The following is a 16,846-nucleotide window of genomic DNA, read 5'->3' as shown; positions in this document are numbered from 1 at the left end:
CCCGAAAGCATGGCCAGTGACCGCCACGGACCGCTCCATCGAGCTCATCACCGCCGCCGCCCAGGCCGCGGCCGACCGGCTCGCGCACGACATCATCGCGTACGACGTCAGCGACGTGCTGTCGATCACCGACGCCTTCCTGCTCGCCTCGGCGCCCAACGACCGCCAGGTCAAGTCGATCGTCGACGAGATCGAGGAGCGCCTCCTCAAGGAGCTCGGCGCCAAGCCGGTGCGCCGCGAGGGCGACCGCGACGCCCGCTGGATCCTGCTGGACTACGTCGACATCGTCGTCCACGTCCAGCACAGCGAGGAGCGCGTCTTCTACGCGCTGGAGCGCCTGTGGAAGGACTGCCCCGAGATCGACCTGCCCCAGGACGCCAAGCTCACCAAGGGCAAGGCCGAGGAGCACGCCGCGCTGCGCGAGGCGGCCGGCGACGACGAGCTGGACGGTGATCTGTTCTGAGCGCGACCGACACGGGCAGGACCCCCCGGAAGATCGTCCTCTGGCGGCACGGCCAGACCGCGTGGAACCTGGAGCGGCGCTTCCAGGGCTCCACGGACATCGAGCTGACCGAGACCGGGGTGGCGCAGGCGCGCCGCGCCGCCCGGCTGCTCGCCTCGCTGAAGCCGGACGCCATCGTCGCGTCCGACCTTCGGCGGGCCTCCGACACGGCCGCCGAGCTGGCCGCCGTGACAGGCCTGGACGTGGAGCACGACGAGGCGCTGCGCGAGACGTACGCCGGCGAGTGGCAGGGCCTGACGCACGACGAGATCCTCGAGAAGTACGGCGAGCAGTACGGGGCGTGGAAGCGCGGCGAACCGGTGCGCCGCGGCGGCGGTGAGCTGGAGACCGAGGTCGCCGACCGGGCCGCCCCGGTCGTGCTGGCGCACGCCGACCGGCTGCCTGCGGGCGGCACGCTCGTGGTGGTCAGCCACGGCGGCACCATCCGTACGACCATCGGCCGCCTGCTGGGCCTGGACTCGTACTACTGGGAGGGCCTGGGCGGGCTCTCCAACTGCTGCTGGTCCGTCCTCGGCGAGGGCGCCCGCGGCTGGCGGCTGATGGAGCACAACGCCGGCACGCTGCCGGAACCGGTGCTCGGCGACGACGACTGAGCAGCCCCCGGCGGGGCCGCCACCCGGATTTCACTTTCCGGCTGGCCACAGGCTAGAGTTCTTCTTGTTCGCAGCGCAGAACACCGGAAACGGGACAGCGCAGCGGAGAGCGGGGCTATAGCTCAGTTGGTAGAGCGCCTGCATGGCATGCAGGAGGTCAGGAGTTCAATTCTCCTTAGCTCCACAATCAGGATCCCGTCCCCAACAGGGGGCGGGATCCTTGTTTTTGTACCCTTTGCGCTTGCTGACCCAGCCCGCACCGGCGTGGCAGAATCGGACGGCCGGAGGGGGAGTCGACGGCCCGACGCGGGAGGGAGTCGCTGACGGATGGGTGCACACCGGCGGCGGTGCAACTGGTGCAACAACGGCACGCCGATCGTGCGGGACATGGACCCGGTCAACCCCGACTACCAGTACTGGTGCGAGGAATGCGCACGGGCGCTGATCATAAAGGGCGACCCGATCGAGACGTACCGCGAGCTGGAAGGGGAGCCGATCTACGGCCGGCTCCTCGACGAACACTGCACGCTCAAGCGGTTCTACCAGTTCGCGAGAGCGTGACAGGACGACCCGAAACGGACATGGCCCTGGCCCGGCGGAAACCGATTTTTGGACCAGGGCCATGACCGTGTAATGTTTGGGACGTCGCCAAGGGGAACCGGCCAGGGGAACCGAAGCGGCAGGCAGGGCAAGGGGCTATAGCTCAGTTGGTAGAGCGCCTGCATGGCATGCAGGAGGTCAGGAGTTCAATTCTCCTTAGCTCCACAGTGAGGAAGCGGGCCACCCGGATCGGGTGGCCCGCTTCTCGTCGTGCCCACCGGTCGGAACGTCCGAGCGTCCGCGGGGACCGCTGCGGTACCCTGACGCCATGCGTGCCGTACGCCTTCTGCTTACCGAGCCGCGCTGATCAGTACCGACCCCGGACGGTCGGCATCGGCGCGGCGCCCCCTCCTGTGCGAGGGGTTTTTTCGTTTGGGCAGGCAGAGACGGCAGAGACGATCGATGGAGCTTCAGAAATCATGAGCGAGACGAACACCCCGGCCCCCGAGGCGGCCGAGGCGCACCGCTACACGGCTGCCATGGCCGCCGACATCGAGGCTCGCTGGCAGGACGTATGGGACGCGCAGGGCACCTACGAGGCCCCGAACCCGGCCGGTGACCTGGCCGGAGACCCCGCCGTGGTCGCACGGCCCAAGAAGTTCATCATGGACATGTTCCCGTACCCCTCCGGTGCGGGCCTGCACGTCGGCCACCCGCTCGGGTACATCGCCACCGACGTGTACGCCCGGCACCAGCGGATGACCGGTCACAATGTCCTGCACACCCTGGGCTTCGACGCCTTCGGCCTGCCCGCCGAGCAGTACGCCGTGCAGACCGGCACGCACCCGCGGGTGTCCACCGAGGCGAACATCGAGAACATGAAGGTCCAGCTGCGCCGCCTGGGCCTCGGCCACGACAAGCGCCGGTCGTTCGCGACGATCGACCCCGAGTACTACAAGTGGACCCAGTGGATCTTCCTGCAGATCTACAACTCCTGGTACGACACCGGGGCCGGCCGGGCCCGCCCGATCGCCGAGCTGGTCGCCGCCTTCGAGGACGGCTCCCGTGAGGTGCCCGGCGGCCGCGCCTGGGGCGCCCTGGACCCCGCCGCGCGCGCCGAGGTGCTGAACGGGTTCCGGCTGGCCTACGCCTCCGACGCGCCCGTGAACTGGTGCCCCGGGCTGGGCACCGTCCTGGCCAACGAGGAGGTCACCGCCGACGGACGCTCCGAGCGCGGCAACTTCCCGGTCTTCAAGTCCAAGCTGAGCCAGTGGAACATGCGGATCACCGCGTACGCCGATCGGCTGCTGGACGACCTGGACGCGCTGGACTGGCCCGAGGCCATCAAGCTGCAGCAGCGCAACTGGATCGGCCGCAGCGAGGGCGCCCGCGTCGACTTCGCGGTCGGCGGCAGCGGTGCGATCACCGTCTTCACCACCCGCCCGGACACCCTGTTCGGCGCCACCTACATGGTGCTGGCGCCCGAGCACGAGCTGGTCTCCTCGATCGTCCCCGCGCAGTGGCCCGAGGGCACCCACCCCGTGTGGACCGGCGGCCACGCCACCCCGGCCGAGGCCGTGAACGAGTACCGCAAGCAGGCCGCCTCCAAGTCGGACGTCGAGCGGCAGGCCGATGCCAAGGACAAGACCGGCGTCTTCACCGGCGCGTACGCGACCAACCCGGTCAGCGGTGAGCCGGTCCCCGTCTTCATCGCCGACTACGTGCTGATGGGCTACGGCACCGGCGCGATCATGGCCGTTCCCGCACACGACAGCCGCGACTTCGCCTTCGCGCGCGCCTTCGAGCTGCCGATGCGCTGCGTCGTGGAGCCCACCGACGGCCGCGGCACCGACCCGGCCGAGTGGGACGACGCGTTCGTCTCGTACGACGCGAAGCTGGTCGACTCCGCGGGCGAGGGCATCTCCCTGGACGGGCTGGGCGTCGTCGAGGCCAAGGCCGCCGTCACCGAGTGGCTGGCCGCCCGCGGCATCGGCGAGGGAACGGTCAACTTCCGTCTGCGCGACTGGCTGTTCAGCCGGCAGCGCTACTGGGGCGAGCCCTTCCCGATCGTCTACGGCGAGGACGGCGTCGCGCACCCGCTGCCCGAGTCGATGCTGCCGCTGGAGCTGCCGGAGGTCGAGGACTACAGCCCGCGCACCTTCGCGCCGGACGACGCCGCATCGAAGCCCGAGACCCCGCTGTCGCGCAACGAGGACTGGGTCAACGTCGAGCTGGACCTGGGCGACGGCGTCAAGCGCTACCGCCGTGAGACCAACACCATGCCCAACTGGGCGGGTTCCTGCTGGTACGAACTGCGCTACCTGGACCCCCACAACTCCCGGGCACTGGTCGACCCGGCGATCGAGCAGTACTGGATGGGACCGAGCGAGAACGCACCGCACGGCGGCGTGGACCTGTACGTCGGCGGCGCCGAGCACGCCGTGCTGCACCTGCTGTACGCCCGGTTCTGGTCCAAGGTGCTGTTCGACCTGGGCCACGTCTCCTCCGCCGAGCCGTTCCACAAGCTCTTCAACCAGGGCATGATCCAGGCGTACGCCTACACCGACGCGCGCGGCGTGTACGTGCCGGCGGCCGAGGTCGAGGAGCGCGACGGCGGCTACTTCCACCAGGGCGAGCCCGTCAAGCGCGAGCACGGCAAGATGGGCAAGTCCCTGAAGAACGCCGTCACGCCGGACGAGATCTGCGAGGAGTACGGCGCCGACACCCTGCGCCTGTACGAGATGGCGATGGGCCCGCTGGACGTCTCCCGTCCCTGGGACACCCGCGCGGTCGTCGGCCAGTACCGGCTGCTGCAGCGCCTGTGGCGCAACATCGTGGACGAGGAGACCGGCAAGGTCACCGTCGTCGACGGCGAGCCCGCCGAGGACACCCTGCGCGCCCTGCACAAGGCGATCGACGGCGCGGGCGGAGACCTGGCGGGGCTGCGCTTCAACACCGCCATCGCCAAGATCACCGAGCTGAACAACTTCCTGACGAAGGCGGGCCGCCCGCTGGAGCGCTCCGTCGCGGAGCGGCTGGTGCTGCTGGTGGCCCCGCTGGCCCCGCACATCGCCGAGGAGCTGTGGCACCGGCTGGGGCACGAGGACTCGGTGGTGCACCAGGACTTCCCGGTGGCTGACCCGGCGTACGTCGTCGACGAGACCGTGACGTGCGTGGTGCAGGTCAAGGGCAAGGTCAAGGCGCGCCTGGAGGTGCCGCCGACGATCTCCGACGCGGAGCTGGAGCAGCTGGCGACGGCCGACGCGGGCGTGGTCGCGGCCCTGGGCGGTGCGGAGATCCGCAAGGTGATCGTGCGCGCACCGAAGCTGGTCAACATCGTCATCTGAGGCGCCCCCTCCCCGCCGTGGCGGGCGGGGCATGAGGGACATCCCGTACGGGCAGGTTGGGGGTTCGATCGGAACCCCCGGCCTGCCCGGTGCGTTTACGGTGGAAGGGAACACAAGGACAGCTGTCTGCGGACCGGGGAAGGGACACTCATGGAGGCCGCGTTGATCATCTTCGCGCTGATGGTGCTTTTCACCTTCCTGGGGCTGGGCGTGTACGCGACCGTCAAGGTGGTGGGGGCGGCCAAGCGCGGCGTGGACCGCACGATCACGCAGGCCCGCCGTACCGTGGAGGACACCGCCCTGCGGGCCAAGAGCCTCGGCCAGGTCGGGGTCGCGGGCGCGCTCGCGCAGCTGCGCATCGACCTGCGGACCTCCATGAGGACCACGCAGCACGCGCTGCACCAGGGGGTCCGGACGGACGCTTCGCTGAAGGAGTCCGTACAGCTCTTCGAGCGGCTGAGCGCGCACGGGCACGAACTGGACGACGAGCTGAAGCACCTGGAGCAGGAGCCGGACCGCCGGCGGATCGCCGACAGCCTCCCCGACCTGCGGGAGCGCACGGCGAGGATCACGCAGGCCGCGGACTCGCTGCGGTGGGCGGCCCGGGACCGGGCCCGGCGCTTCGCCGACGACGACCTGGCCTCCCTGTCGGCCCAGATCGAAGTCGAGTCCGGTGCGCTGCGGGACTGGTCGCGGGAATCGGTGGACGACCTGGCGGCTGCGGCCGCAGCCTGGGACGCCGCACAGGGGGCCGGGCCCGGTGCGCATGCCGGAACGGCTGCCGGCCAGGGGCCGACGGCCGCGCAGGCGCCCGACGCACGGGCCGCGGGCCCCCGGCAGGCGGCGCTCGACCCGGCGGCCCCGGCGCCCGCCTACCCCTGGCACAAGACGCGCCGCCCGGAGAGCACCACCTGAGGGCGGCCGCGGCCTGGGCGCCCGCGGCGCCGGAGCGGACATCGGCCCTGGTGATAGGCCCCGGGCTGCCGTCCGGGCCCCACTGGCGGTAACCTCCGGCTCATGTCCCGCCATGTCGCGATCGTCACCGATTCCACGGCCTACCTGCCACAACCGGCCCTGGCGCGGCACGGAATCAGCTCCGTCCCGCTCACCGTGGTGGTGGGCGGCGAGGCCCTGGTGGAAGGCTCCGAGATCTCGGCGCGCAGCCTCGCCGTCGCGCTGCAGAAGCGCCGCTCGGTCACCACCTCGCGCCCCGGCCCCGAGGAGTTCGTCCGGGCCTACCGGGCCGCGGCGGAGGCCGGGGCGACCGACATCGTCAGCCTGCACCTGTCCGCCGAGTTCTCCGGGACCTACGACTCAGCGGTCGTCGCCGCCAGGACGGCCACCGTCCCGGTGCACGTCGTGGACACCGGCATGGTCGCGATGGCCCTCGGCTTCTGCGCCCTCGCCGCCGCCGAGGCGGCCGAGGCGGGCGGTACCGCCGCCGAGGCCGTGGCCGCCGCGGAGAAGCGGGCCGTGGACATGTCCGCCTACTTCTACGTCGACACCCTCGACTACCTCCGCCGGGGCGGCCGGATCGGCGCCGCGCAGGCCCTCCTCGGCTCGGCACTGGCCGTCAAGCCCCTGCTGACGCTGGAGGGAGGGCGGATCGAGATGCTGGAGAAGGTGCGTACGGCCTCCAAGGCCATCGCCCGCCTCGAAGAGCTGGCGGTCGAGCGGGCCGGATCGGGGCCGGTGGACGTGGCGGTGCACCACCTGGCGGCTCCCGAGCGGGCCGAGAAGCTCGCCCAGCGGCTCCGCGAACGCCTGCCCGGCCTGGTCGAGCTGCACGTCAGCGAGGTCGGCGCGGTGATCGGCGCGCACACCGGACCGGGACTGCTGGCGGCGGTCGTGGCACCGCGCTGATCACGGATCAGCAACAGCGATCAGGCATCGGCGGCGGCGACCGGCGGCCGGAGGTCTGCGGTCCGCGATCACCGCATCCCCGACGCGCAGAGTCACCGGAACGAGTGGCCGGGTTGTCCACAACGGGCCTGTCATCCACCGGAATCGGCGGCTCCGAACGGATTTCGCGAGGTGCCCCTACCGTCGGGGCATGACTCTTCACGCACGCAGCCCGCACCTCTTCCGCACCTCGGGAGCCACCAGCGGCCCCGGCCGTCCCCGGCCCTTCGAGCGCCGCCTGCGCCACCGCGCCGGCGCCCGCAGGACCGCGCATCCGGAACCGGCCGCGCTGCGCCGCAGAGCCGAGGCCCTGCTGGGCGGCAGCAGCCCGCCGCGGACGGTGCAGCCCGTGGGCCCCGTGGGGCCCCTGGGGCCGGCGGCGGGGGTGGCGCGGGTCGACCGTGAGGTGGCAGACCGGGATGTGGCCGGCCGGGAGCCGGCAGGTCGGGAGGTGGCCGGCCGGGAGCCGGCAGATCGGGAGGTGGCCGGCCGGACGACGGGGCCCGCCGGCCCGGCGGCAGGGCCGGCTGTCGATGTGGGGGAGGCGCCTGCGGGGCGGGCGGCGGTGCCCGTCGGGGTGACCGGTGCTGCGACCGCGGAGGCGCCTGGGCCGGTCCCCGCGGGTGCCTGGGCTTCCGCCGTGCGGGATCGGCTGCCGCTGTGGCTCCAGGCCCGCTGCGGCGTCGAGGCGCGCGCCGTGGGCGCCGTGGCGGTGGTCCTGCTCGTCGGCCTCGGCTTCGCCGCGCAGCACTATTGGACGGCCCGGCCGGAGGCCGTCACCGCGCCCGCCGTGGTCGCCCCCGGACCCGCGCCGGCCGGCGCCCCGCCGCCGGGGCCCGCATCCGACGGGACGGCCGCGCTGCCCGGCACGGCGCAGGGGCCCCCGGCGCGGATCGTGGTCGACGTCGGCGGCAAGGTCCGCGACCCGGGGGTGCGACGGCTGCCCGCCGGCTCCCGGGTGGAGGACGCGCTGGCCGCCGCCGGGGGAGTGCGGCCGGGCACCGACACCACCGGGCTGAACCGGGCCCGGGTGCTGACGGACGGCGAACAGGTGCTGGTGGGCGTCCCGGCGCAGACCCCGCCGGGTGCGGCGGCCCCCGCCGCCGGCCCGCAGCCGGGCCCGATCAGTCTGGGCTCGGCCACGGTCGAGCAACTGGACGGGCTGCCGGGGGTGGGGCCGGTCCTGGCGCAGCACATCGTGGACTTCCGCACCGCCCGCGGTGGTTTCCGTTCCGTGGAGGAGCTCCGCCAGGTCGACGGCATCGGCGAACGGCGCTTCGCCGACCTGCGCACCCGGGTGCGGCCGTGACCGGGCCCGAACGCCCGGGGCCGGTGGACCTGCGGCTCGCCGTGCCCGCCGCGGCCGCCTGGGCGGCGGCCGCCCTCGCCCTGGACGCGCCGGCCCGCTGGAGCGCCGCCGGGGCGGCCCTCGGGGCGGCCGGGGCGGGGCTGCTGCTCCTGGCCGGGTGGCGGTGGCCCGGCCTGCACCGGCGGATCGGGGCCGCCGCCGCGGCCGCCCTGCTGTGCGCGGCGGCCGGAGCCGGGGTCGCGGGACTCCAGCGGGCCGAGGCGCGGGCCGGGCCGGTCGTGGGACTGGCGGCCGAACACGCCCGCGTGCTCGCGGAGTTCACCGTCGCCTCCGATCCGCGGGTCACCGCGAAGGGGGCCGGGCCGCCCGTGGTGGCGCTGGACGCCCTGGTCACCGGCGTGACCGGGCCCGACGGCACACGGACCCGGGTCGCCACTCCCGTGCGGGTGCTGGCCGGGCAGCAGGACTGGGCCCGGCTGCTGCCCTCGACGCGGGTGTCCGCCGTCGCCCGGCTGAGCCCGGGCCGGGCCGGGGAACGGGCCGTGGCGCTGCTGCGCCCGGCCGCGGACACGCCGCCGAGGGTGACCGGGGGCCCCGGCCTGGAGCAGCGCCTGGCCGGGCGGCTGCGGGCCGGGCTGCGGGAGGCCACCGCGGGCCTCGCACCGGATGCCGGGGCCCTGTTGCCGGGGCTGGTCGTCGGAGACACCTCCAGGGTCCCGCCCGACCTGCACGAGGCCTTCCGGGCCACCGACCTGCTCCACCTGCTGGCCGTGTCCGGGTCCAACCTGACCGTGGTGCTCTTCCTGCTCATCGGGGCCCCGGCCCGCGCCCAGCAGGCCGAGCGGGGCGGGCTCGCACCGCGCCTGGGCCTCTCCCTCCGGTCGACCGCCCTGTGCGGGGCCGCGCTGACGCTGGCGTTCGTGGTGGTGTGCCGGCCCGAGCCCAGCGTCCTGCGGGCCGCCGCCTGCGGGGCGGTCACCCTGCTGGCCCTCGCCACCGGACGCCGCAGGTCCCTGGTCCCCGCACTGGCCGCCGCCGTCCTGCTGCTGGTGCTCCACGACCCGTGGCTGGCCCGCAGCCCCGGCTTCCTGCTCTCCGTCCTGGCCACCGGCGCCCTGCTCACCCTGGCTCCGCGGTGGAGCGGGGCCCTGCGCCGACGCGGGATGCGGCCCCGGTTCGCCGAGGCGCTCGGAGCCGCCGCTGCCGCCCAGGCGGTGTGCGCGCCCGTGGTCGCCGCGCTCTCGTCCCGGATCAGCCTGGTGGCGGTGCCCTGCAACCTGCTGGCCGAACTGGCGGCCGCCCCCGCGACCGTGCTGGGCTTCGCCTCGCTCGCGGCGGCCCCGCTGTGGATGCCGGCCGCGAAACTGCTCGCCTGGTGTGCGGGGGTGCCCGCCGGGTGGATCGCCGCCGTGGCCCGGGCCGGGGCGCGGCTGCCGGGCGCCGAGCTGCCCTGGCCGGGCGGAGCCGTGGGCGGGGCGCTGCTGGCCGCGGCCACGCTGGTCCTCGTAGCCCTCGGGACCCGCCTCGCACGGCGGCGGTGGGTGGTCTGCTGCCTGGCCCTGCTGCTGCTCCTGGCCGTGCTGCGGCCGCCGCAGCTGACCCGTACGGCCACCGGCTGGCCCCCGCCCGACTGGAGCTACGTCCAGTGCGCCGTGGGCCAGGGGGACGCAGGCGTCCTCGCCCTCGGCCCCGGCACCGCCGTGGTGGTGGACACCGGGCCGGAACCCGGGCCGGTGGACGCCTGCCTGCGGGCGCTGGGCGTACGCCGGGTGCCGCTGCTCCTGCTGACGCACTTCCACGCCGACCACGTGGCGGGCCTGACCGGGGTGCTGCGCGGCCGGAGCGTGGGTGTGATTCAGACCACCGGGTTCGAGGAGCCCGCCGCACAGGCCGCGTTCGTGCGGCGGACCGCGCGGGCCGCCGGGGTTCCCGTCGTGGCGGCCGCACAGGGAGAGCGGCGCCGGGCCGGACCGGTGGACTGGCAGGTGCTGTGGCCCCCGCCGGAGGGGCCCCCGCCGGAGGGGCCCAACGACGCGAGCGTCGCCCTCCTCGTGCGCACCGCGGGCCTGACCCTGCTGCTCCTCGGCGACCTCGAACCCGCCGCGCAGCAAGCCCTCTTGCGTGCGTACCCGCACTGGGAGCCGGTGGACGTGGTGAAGGTCGCCCACCACGGCTCCGCCCATCAGGAGCCCACCCTGTACGAAAGGATCCGGCCACGCCTCGCGATCGTCCCGGTCGGTGCCGGAAACCGCTACGGGCACCCCGCACCCGGTACGCTCGCACAGCTGCGGGCGTTGGGAGCGACCGTACTGAGGACCGACACCGACGGTGCGGTCGCCGTCACCGGAACCGGTCCGCGACTGCGAGCAGTTCCAGCCAGGCGGCGACGGACCCGTCCCGGGCATACCGGGCGCGACCACTCTGTTTGCCCGCAACCCGACAGCATGATCGAATTCGTCGTCGCCACAGCGGCACACGACCACACAGCACGGGGGTGCACCAGTCATGTTCAGTCGCCGACGGGGGCTGGATTCCAACGGAAGTTCCAGCCCGCACACATCCGCGACCCTGACGCTGCCGCCGACGGCGCGGCTGCTCAGCTGCCGGGTCCTCGACACCGTCCACCAGCCGGTCAGGCTGGCGACGTTCGAGGTGACCGATCCGATCGGCCGCCGGATCGTCAGCGGGGAGACCGACCCGTACGGCGGGTTCACGGCAGCCGTACCGGAGGGCGAGTACCGGCTCACCGTCACGGCCGAGGGGTACGCGCCGTTCCACGGGGCGACGCTCGTGGGGGACCCGGCGCAGCCGGGCACGGGCGAGATCATCCTCGATGCGGTGGAGCCGCCGCTGCTGCCCCAGCCGGGCCACTGGGAGCTCGACCCGGCCCACTGCTCCATCGCGTTCTCCGCCCGGCACATCGGCTTCGCGAAGATCCGTGGGCGGTTCGGCACCTTCGCCGGGGCGGTGCGGATAGCCGAGCGCATGGAGGACTCCTCCATGCACGTGATCATCGATGCGGCGAGCATCGACACCGGTTCGCGGCTGCGGGACGACCACCTGCGGTCCGCCGACTTCCTGGACGCCGCCCGGCATCCGACGGTGGAGTTCTACAGCGAGCGGTTCATCCACCGCAGCGGCAGCCGCTGGGCCGTCGCGGGCGCCCTCACCCTCCACGGCGTCAGCCGCTCGGTGACCCTGGACACCGAGTACCTGGGGCTGGGCACCGGCATGGAGGGCGAGCCCCGGGCGGCCTGCCGGGCGACCGCCGAACTGCAGCGCGAGGACTTCACCTTGAACTGGCAGTCGGTGCTGGCGCACGGGATCGCGGCGATCGGTTCGAGCGTGGAAGTGGCGCTGGACGTCCAGATCGTGCACAAGGCGTAGGCCCCCTCTTCCGGATCGTGTCGAGGCCCGGCCGGCCCGGCACGGCACCTCGCCGCGTTGTCGGGGCTCCCGATTACGTCCCGTACACGGGAGCCCCTCCGCCGTGCGAGGCACCGCACCGGACGACCCGAGCGGAGCCGACACGATCCGAAAGAGACGCCCTGGGCCAGATCCGGTCGGGGGCCCGGGCCGCGGCTCGGAACCCGGCCCCGGCCGGGTTCCTGCGCCGGGGCCTACGGGGCCTACGGGGCCTACGGGGCCTACGGGGCTTCGAGCCAGCCCTCGTGCGCGGCGGCGAGGCCGTCCAGCACCGCGGCGTCGAGCTTCTCCTGCGGGTCCTCCACCACGACCAGCCACTGGGCGTCCTCGGCGTCGTCCTCGCCGGCCAGGGCATCGCGCACCAACTGCGGTTCCTCAGGGAGCCCGAAGCGGTCCACCGCCTCCTGCGCCACCTCCTCGGCGGCGTCGCGGTCGGGCAGGACGAGTACATGTCGCACGTTCACCGGACCATTCTGGGGGATCCGGCGGGGAGGACCGGAGCGCGGGGGACTGTCGGTGCGGCATGGGATGCTGGAGGCGATGGCCACCAGGAAGAACTCCACCGACGATCCGCTCGCCCCGCTCACCCTCGCGGTGGGGCAGGAGGACCTGCTGCTCGACCGCGTCGTACGGGAAGTGGTGGCGGCCGCCCGCGCCGCCGATGCCGACACCGACGTGCGCGACCTCGCCTCCGAGCAGCTCCAGCCCGGCACGCTCGCCGAGCTCACCAGCCCTTCGCTCTTCTCCGAGCGCAAGGTCCTGGTCGTGCGCAATGCGCACGACCTCTCCGCGGATACGGTCAAGGAAGTCAAGGCGTACCTCGCGGCACCCTTCGAGGAGATCTCCCTCGTCCTGCTCCACGCGGGCGGGGTCAAGGGGAAGGGCCTGCTGGACGCGGCCCGCAAGGCAGGCGCGCGGGAGATCGCCTGCCCGAAGATGACCAAGGCGGCGGACCGACTGGCTTTCGTGCGGGGGGAGTTCCGCGCGCTGGGCCGGTCGGCCACGCCCGAGGCCGGCCAGACCCTCGTGGATGCGATCGGCAGCGACCTGCGCGAGCTGGCCAGTGCGGCGGCGCAGTTGTGCGCGGACGTCGAGGGCACCATCGACGAGGCCGTGGTGGGCCGTTACTACACGGGTCGGGCGGAGGCCTCCAGCTTCACGGTCGCCGACCGGGCCGTGGAGGGCCGCGCGGCCGAGGCCCTCGAAGCCCTGCGCTGGTCGCTGTCCACCGGAGTGGCCCCGGTGCTGATCACCAGCGCGCTGGCCCAGGCGGTACGGGCCATCGGCAAACTGGCCTCCGCCCCGCGCGGGGCCCGCCCCGGCGACCTGGCCCGGGAGCTGGGCATGCCGCCGTGGAAGATCGACCGGGTGCGCCAGCAGATGCGCGGCTGGTCGGCGGACGGGGTCGCGGACGCCCTGCGCGCCGTGGCCGCGGCCGATGCGGGGGTCAAGGGCGGCGGGGACGACCCCGAGTACGCCCTGGAGAAGGCCGTGGTGGCCGTGGCCCGCGCAGCCCGCCCCGGCGGCCGCTGACCCCTGCCCCCACCGGCCCGCTCGCCGGTTGAGCCGCGGCGGGCTCTGGGGTGCGGCTTGCGTGCGGGTCCGTGGCCGTGTGCCCGACCCGCCGGGCCCGGCCTGCTGCCGCTCCCGGCCCCCTCAGCCCCCGGCCGTGGCCCCACCCGCTGCAGTCCGACCCGCCGGCCCGCCGGCCCGCCGGCCCGCCGGCCAGGCAGCCCGGCCGCTTCGGCTCGTCCGGCTCGGCTGCTTCGGCCCGTTCGGCCCGACTGCTCCAGCCCGACTGCTCCGACCCGTTGAGCCCGGCAGGCCCGGCCCGTCAGGCCCTGCCGCTCCGGCCCGTTCAGCCTGGCTGCTCCGGCCCGTCCGGCTCGGCCGCCCCGGCAACCTAGGCCAGTCCGGCGTACGCGCTTCGGCCCGTTCGGTGTTGCCGCACCGGCGATCTCGGCCCAGTCGGCCTCGCCGCGGCCCGTACCCGGCACGCCCAGCACCGGTCCCACCGAACCCCAGGCCCGGACGCTGCGACCCGCCGGCCAGGCAGCCCGGCCGCCCCGCCCGTACGGCCTGCCGCCCCGGCCCGTACGGCCTGCCGCCTCGGCCGCCCCGGCCCGTACGGCCTGCCGCCCCGGCCCTGCCACCTCGGCCGCCTCGGCCCGTACGGCCTGACGCACCGGCCACCTCGGCCCCGGCCCCTACCGCCTCGGCTGCCTCGGCCCGTGCCGCCTGACGTACCGGCGGTCTCGGCCGTGGCCCGGCGCCCCGGCCCCGGCCCTGCCGCATGGGCCGCCTCGGCCCGTCCGGCCGCACCGCCTCGGCCCGTACGGCTCTGTCGCGGCTCGTGTCGGGCAGCCCCGGCGCCGGGTCCGAGCCGCGGGCCTGGCTGTTCCGGCCCGGCCCGGCCCGGCCCGGCGGGCGGGGGCAGCGCGAAGGCCCCGGGCTTTCGTCCTGGGGAAGGACGGAGGCCCGGGGCCTTCGGTCACTGCTCGGTGTGCGCCGCACCCGCGTGGCGAACGCTTCGTGTGCGGCGCGGGGTGCCGGTCAGGAGCGGGAGAGAGGGCCCGCTGGGTCCTGCCCGGCGATCACATCAGGGAGCTCAGCCCTGAAGGGAGGCAACCTTGGAGGCCAGCGCCGACTTCTTGTTGGCGGCGGCGTTCTTGTGGATGACACCCTTCGAGACGGCCTTGTCGAGCGCACGCGCGGCGTCACGCGAAGCCGTGGTGGCCTTCTCGACGTCACCGGCGACGACGGCCTCACGGGCCTTGCGGATCGCGGTCTTGAGCGAGGACTTGACGGCCTTGTTGCGCAGGCGCGCCTTCTCGTTCGTCTTGTTCCGCTTGATCTGGGACTTGATGTTCGCCACGAAAGAGCCTTTTCAGGTTCAGAGTTTCTTGCTTCGGATCGTGCCTCGACAGCTGAGAGGGCATACGAGACACAGCTGCCCAGGCTACCAGGCACGCTCCGGACGGCCCAAACCGAGCGCACTGCCCCGTCCATGGGACCATGGGAGTCTGCGTACAGATCCGCATCGCGCCGCCGAAAGCGACGGGAGCCGGACTTTCGCTGAGACCGACGCTCCGCAAGACGCTTCCGACTGCGACCCGAGAATCAGGACACTGCGTGCCCGCGATCCCCAGCCACGTGCCCGAGCCGAGCCGTACCGACTCGGCGCTGATCCGCAACTTCTGCATCATCGCGCACATCGACCACGGCAAGTCGACCCTTGCCGACCGGATGCTCCAGATCACCGGTGTGGTCGACCAGCGGCAGATGCGCGCCCAGTACCTCGACCGCATGGACATCGAGCGTGAGCGCGGCATCACGATCAAGTCCCAGGCGGTCCGTCTGCCCTGGGCGCCCACGGAGGGCGAGGGCAAGGGCAGCACCCACATCCTCAACATGATCGACACCCCCGGGCACGTCGACTTCACCTACGAGGTCTCGCGTTCCCTCGCGGCCTGCGAAGGCACCGTGCTCCTGGTGGACGCCGCCCAGGGCATCGAGGCGCAGACCCTCGCCAACCTGTACCTGGCGATGGAGAACGACCTCGCGATCGTCCCCGTCCTGAACAAGATCGACCTGCCGGCCGCCCAGCCGGAGAAGTTCGCCGAGGAGCTGGCGAACCTCATCGGCTGCCAGCCCGAGGACGTGCTGCGCGTCTCGGCGAAGACCGGCCTGGGTGTCGAGGCCCTGCTGGACAAGGTCGTCGCCACGGTCCCGGCCCCGGTCGGCGTCAAGGACGCCCCGGCCCGCGCCATGATCTTCGACTCGGTCTACGACTCGTACCGCGGCGTCGTCACCTACGTCCGTGTGGTCGACGGGCAGCTGAGCAAGCGCGAGCGCATCCGGATGATGTCGACCGGCGCCACCCACGAGCTGCTGGAGATCGGTGTCTCCTCTCCGGAGATGACCCCCTCCGACGGCATCGGCGTCGGCGAAGTGGGCTACATCATCACCGGCGTGAAGGACGTCCGGCAGTCGAAGGTCGGTGACACCATCACCAGCCTGCACAACGGTGCGACCGAGGCCCTGGGCGGCTACAAGGACCCGCGGCCGATGGTCTTCTCCGGCCTGTACCCGCTCGACGGCTCCGACTACCCGGACCTGCGTGAGGCCCTGGACAAGCTCCAGCTCAACGACGCCGCGCTGGTGTACGAGCCGGAGACCTCGGCGGCCCTCGGCTTCGGCTTCCGCGTGGGCTTCCTCGGCCTGCTGCACCTGGACGTGGTCCGCGAGCGCCTGGAGCGCGAGTTCGGCCTCGACCTGATCGCCACCGCGCCCAACGTGGTCTACCGGGTGGTCATGGAGGACGGCAAGGAAGTCACCGTCACCAACCCGAGCGAGTTCCCCGAGGGCAAGATCTCGGACGTGTTCGAGCCGGTCGTGCGGGCCACCGTGCTCGCGCCCACCGAGTTCATCGGCGCGATCATGGAGCTGTGCCAGCAGCGCCGCGGCACCCTCCTCGGCATGGACTACCTCTCCGAGGACCGCGTCGAGATCCGCTACACCCTGCCGCTCGCGGAGATCGTCTTCGACTTCTTCGACCAGCTGAAGTCCAAGACCCGCGGCTACGCCTCCCTCGACTACGAGCCCACGGGCGAGCAGTCCGGCAGCCTCGTCAAGGTCGACATCCTGCTGCACGGCGACAAGGTCGACGCCTTCTCGGCCGTCACGCACAAGGACGCCGCCTACGCCTACGGCGTGCGCCTCGTCGCGAAGCTGCGCGAGCTCATCCCGCGGCAGGCCTTCGAGGTGCCGATCCAGGCCGCGATCGGCTCCCGGGTCATCGCCCGCGAGACCATCCGCGCCATCCGCAAGGACGTCCTCGCCAAGTGCTACGGCGGTGACATCTCCCGTAAGCGGAAGCTGCTGGAGAAGCAGAAGGAAGGCAAGAAGCGGATGAAGATGGTCGGCTCCGTCGAGGTCCCGCAGGAGGCCTTCATCGCGGTCCTGTCCAGCGACGAGTCCGGCGGCAAGAAGAAGTAGCCCGCCCGGACCGGTCCACGGACCGACCCCGTCCGGACACGGAACGGAATCAGGCCCCCACGCGTCAGCGCGGGGGCCTCTTTCGTTATGAACCGGCTGCTCGCGGCCTCTTACGCACCGGCCGGTCGGCCTTTAGTCTGATCACGCTCGATGGTTACTCGCCAGTTTAAAAAACTGGCGGCTGCAAACCCGCCAGTCCCAAGCGCCC

Annotated in this window: 12 protein-coding genes, 2 tRNA genes and 1 pseudogene; 13 read left to right on the top strand and 2 right to left on the bottom strand. The window is 73.2% G+C overall.

Annotated features, from left to right (window positions below):
* The first annotated feature begins 16 nt into the window (after window positions 1-16).
* The 11 genes and pseudogenes from rsfS to ACLJTM_RS22350 all read left to right on the top strand — a co-directional run bounded on the left by rsfS (window position 17) and on the right by ACLJTM_RS22350 (window position 11,601).
* Window positions 17-463 (top strand): ribosome silencing factor, encoded by a 447-nt coding sequence (rsfS, locus tag ACLJTM_RS22400; protein ID WP_411105462.1) that lies wholly within the window; start codon window positions 17-19, stop codon window positions 461-463.
* Window positions 460-1,116 (top strand): histidine phosphatase family protein, encoded by a 657-nt coding sequence (locus ACLJTM_RS22395; RefSeq protein WP_411105788.1) that lies wholly within the window; start codon window positions 460-462, stop codon window positions 1,114-1,116. The genes rsfS and ACLJTM_RS22395 overlap by 4 nt, the downstream gene beginning before the upstream one ends.
* Before the next feature lie 111 nt (window positions 1,117-1,227).
* Window positions 1,228-1,300: transfer RNA gene (locus tag ACLJTM_RS22390), tRNA-Ala, on the top strand.
* Between the two features lie 143 nt (window positions 1,301-1,443).
* The gene (locus tag ACLJTM_RS22385) at window positions 1,444-1,677 is read left to right on the top strand and encodes a hypothetical protein (RefSeq protein ID WP_411105461.1); all 234 of its coding nucleotides are present in this window, start codon (window positions 1,444-1,446) and stop codon (window positions 1,675-1,677) included.
* Between the two features lie 131 nt (window positions 1,678-1,808).
* Window positions 1,809-1,881: transfer RNA gene (locus ACLJTM_RS22380), tRNA-Ala, on the top strand.
* Window positions 1,882-2,135: 254 nt separating this feature from the next.
* Entirely contained in the window at window positions 2,136-5,003 is a 2,868-nt protein-coding gene (gene leuS / locus ACLJTM_RS22375) for a leucine--tRNA ligase (protein WP_411105460.1), read from the top strand.
* 150 nt (window positions 5,004-5,153) lie between these two features.
* The gene (locus ACLJTM_RS22370) at window positions 5,154-5,918 is read left to right on the top strand and encodes a hypothetical protein (RefSeq protein WP_411105459.1); all 765 of its coding nucleotides are present in this window, start codon (window positions 5,154-5,156) and stop codon (window positions 5,916-5,918) included.
* 102 nt (window positions 5,919-6,020) lie between these two features.
* Complete coding sequence (locus ACLJTM_RS22365; RefSeq protein WP_411105458.1) at window positions 6,021-6,866, top strand: DegV family protein; 846 nt, start codon at window positions 6,021-6,023, stop codon at window positions 6,864-6,866.
* 190 nt (window positions 6,867-7,056) lie between these two features.
* The gene (locus tag ACLJTM_RS22360; RefSeq protein WP_411105457.1) at window positions 7,057-8,214 is read left to right on the top strand and encodes a helix-hairpin-helix domain-containing protein; all 1,158 of its coding nucleotides are present in this window, start codon (window positions 7,057-7,059) and stop codon (window positions 8,212-8,214) included.
* Window positions 8,211-10,586 (top strand): annotated as a pseudogene (locus ACLJTM_RS22355) (ComEC/Rec2 family competence protein); the annotation flags it as partial. The gene ACLJTM_RS22360 and the pseudogene ACLJTM_RS22355, both read left to right, overlap by 4 nt.
* Window positions 10,587-10,719: 133 nt before the next feature.
* Window positions 10,720-11,601, top strand: coding sequence for a YceI family protein (locus tag ACLJTM_RS22350; RefSeq protein ID WP_411105456.1), 882 nt, complete (start codon window positions 10,720-10,722; stop codon window positions 11,599-11,601).
* A gap of 260 nt (window positions 11,602-11,861) precedes the next feature.
* Here the strand turns inward: ACLJTM_RS22350 and ACLJTM_RS22345 are convergent, their stop codons facing one another.
* The gene (locus tag ACLJTM_RS22345; RefSeq protein WP_411105455.1) at window positions 11,862-12,104 is read right to left on the bottom strand and encodes a hypothetical protein; all 243 of its coding nucleotides are present in this window, start codon (window positions 12,102-12,104) and stop codon (window positions 11,862-11,864) included.
* Between the two features lie 76 nt (window positions 12,105-12,180).
* On the opposite strand from ACLJTM_RS22345, the gene holA reads away from it, so the two are divergent.
* Complete coding sequence (holA, locus tag ACLJTM_RS22340) at window positions 12,181-13,173, top strand: DNA polymerase III subunit delta (protein WP_411105454.1); 993 nt, start codon at window positions 12,181-12,183, stop codon at window positions 13,171-13,173.
* Between the two features lie 1,075 nt (window positions 13,174-14,248).
* On the opposite strand, the gene rpsT is transcribed toward holA, so the two are convergent.
* Entirely contained in the window at window positions 14,249-14,515 is a 267-nt protein-coding gene (rpsT, locus tag ACLJTM_RS22335; protein ID WP_411105453.1) for a 30S ribosomal protein S20, read from the bottom strand.
* Window positions 14,516-14,772: 257 nt separating this feature from the next.
* Here rpsT and lepA point away from each other — a divergent pair, with 257 nt between their 5' ends.
* Window positions 14,773-16,638, top strand: a complete 1,866-nt coding sequence (lepA, locus tag ACLJTM_RS22330) for a translation elongation factor 4 (RefSeq protein WP_411105452.1) — start codon at window positions 14,773-14,775, stop codon at window positions 16,636-16,638.
* Window positions 16,639-16,846: the final 208 nt, after the last annotated feature.

This window comes from Streptomyces sp. cmx-4-9 (genome assembly GCF_046548835.1).
Classification (GTDB): Bacteria; Actinomycetota; Actinomycetes; order Streptomycetales; family Streptomycetaceae; genus Streptomyces.
The sequence above is the reverse complement of the archived record's forward strand: the minus strand, read 5'-3'. Positions and strand labels throughout refer to the sequence as shown.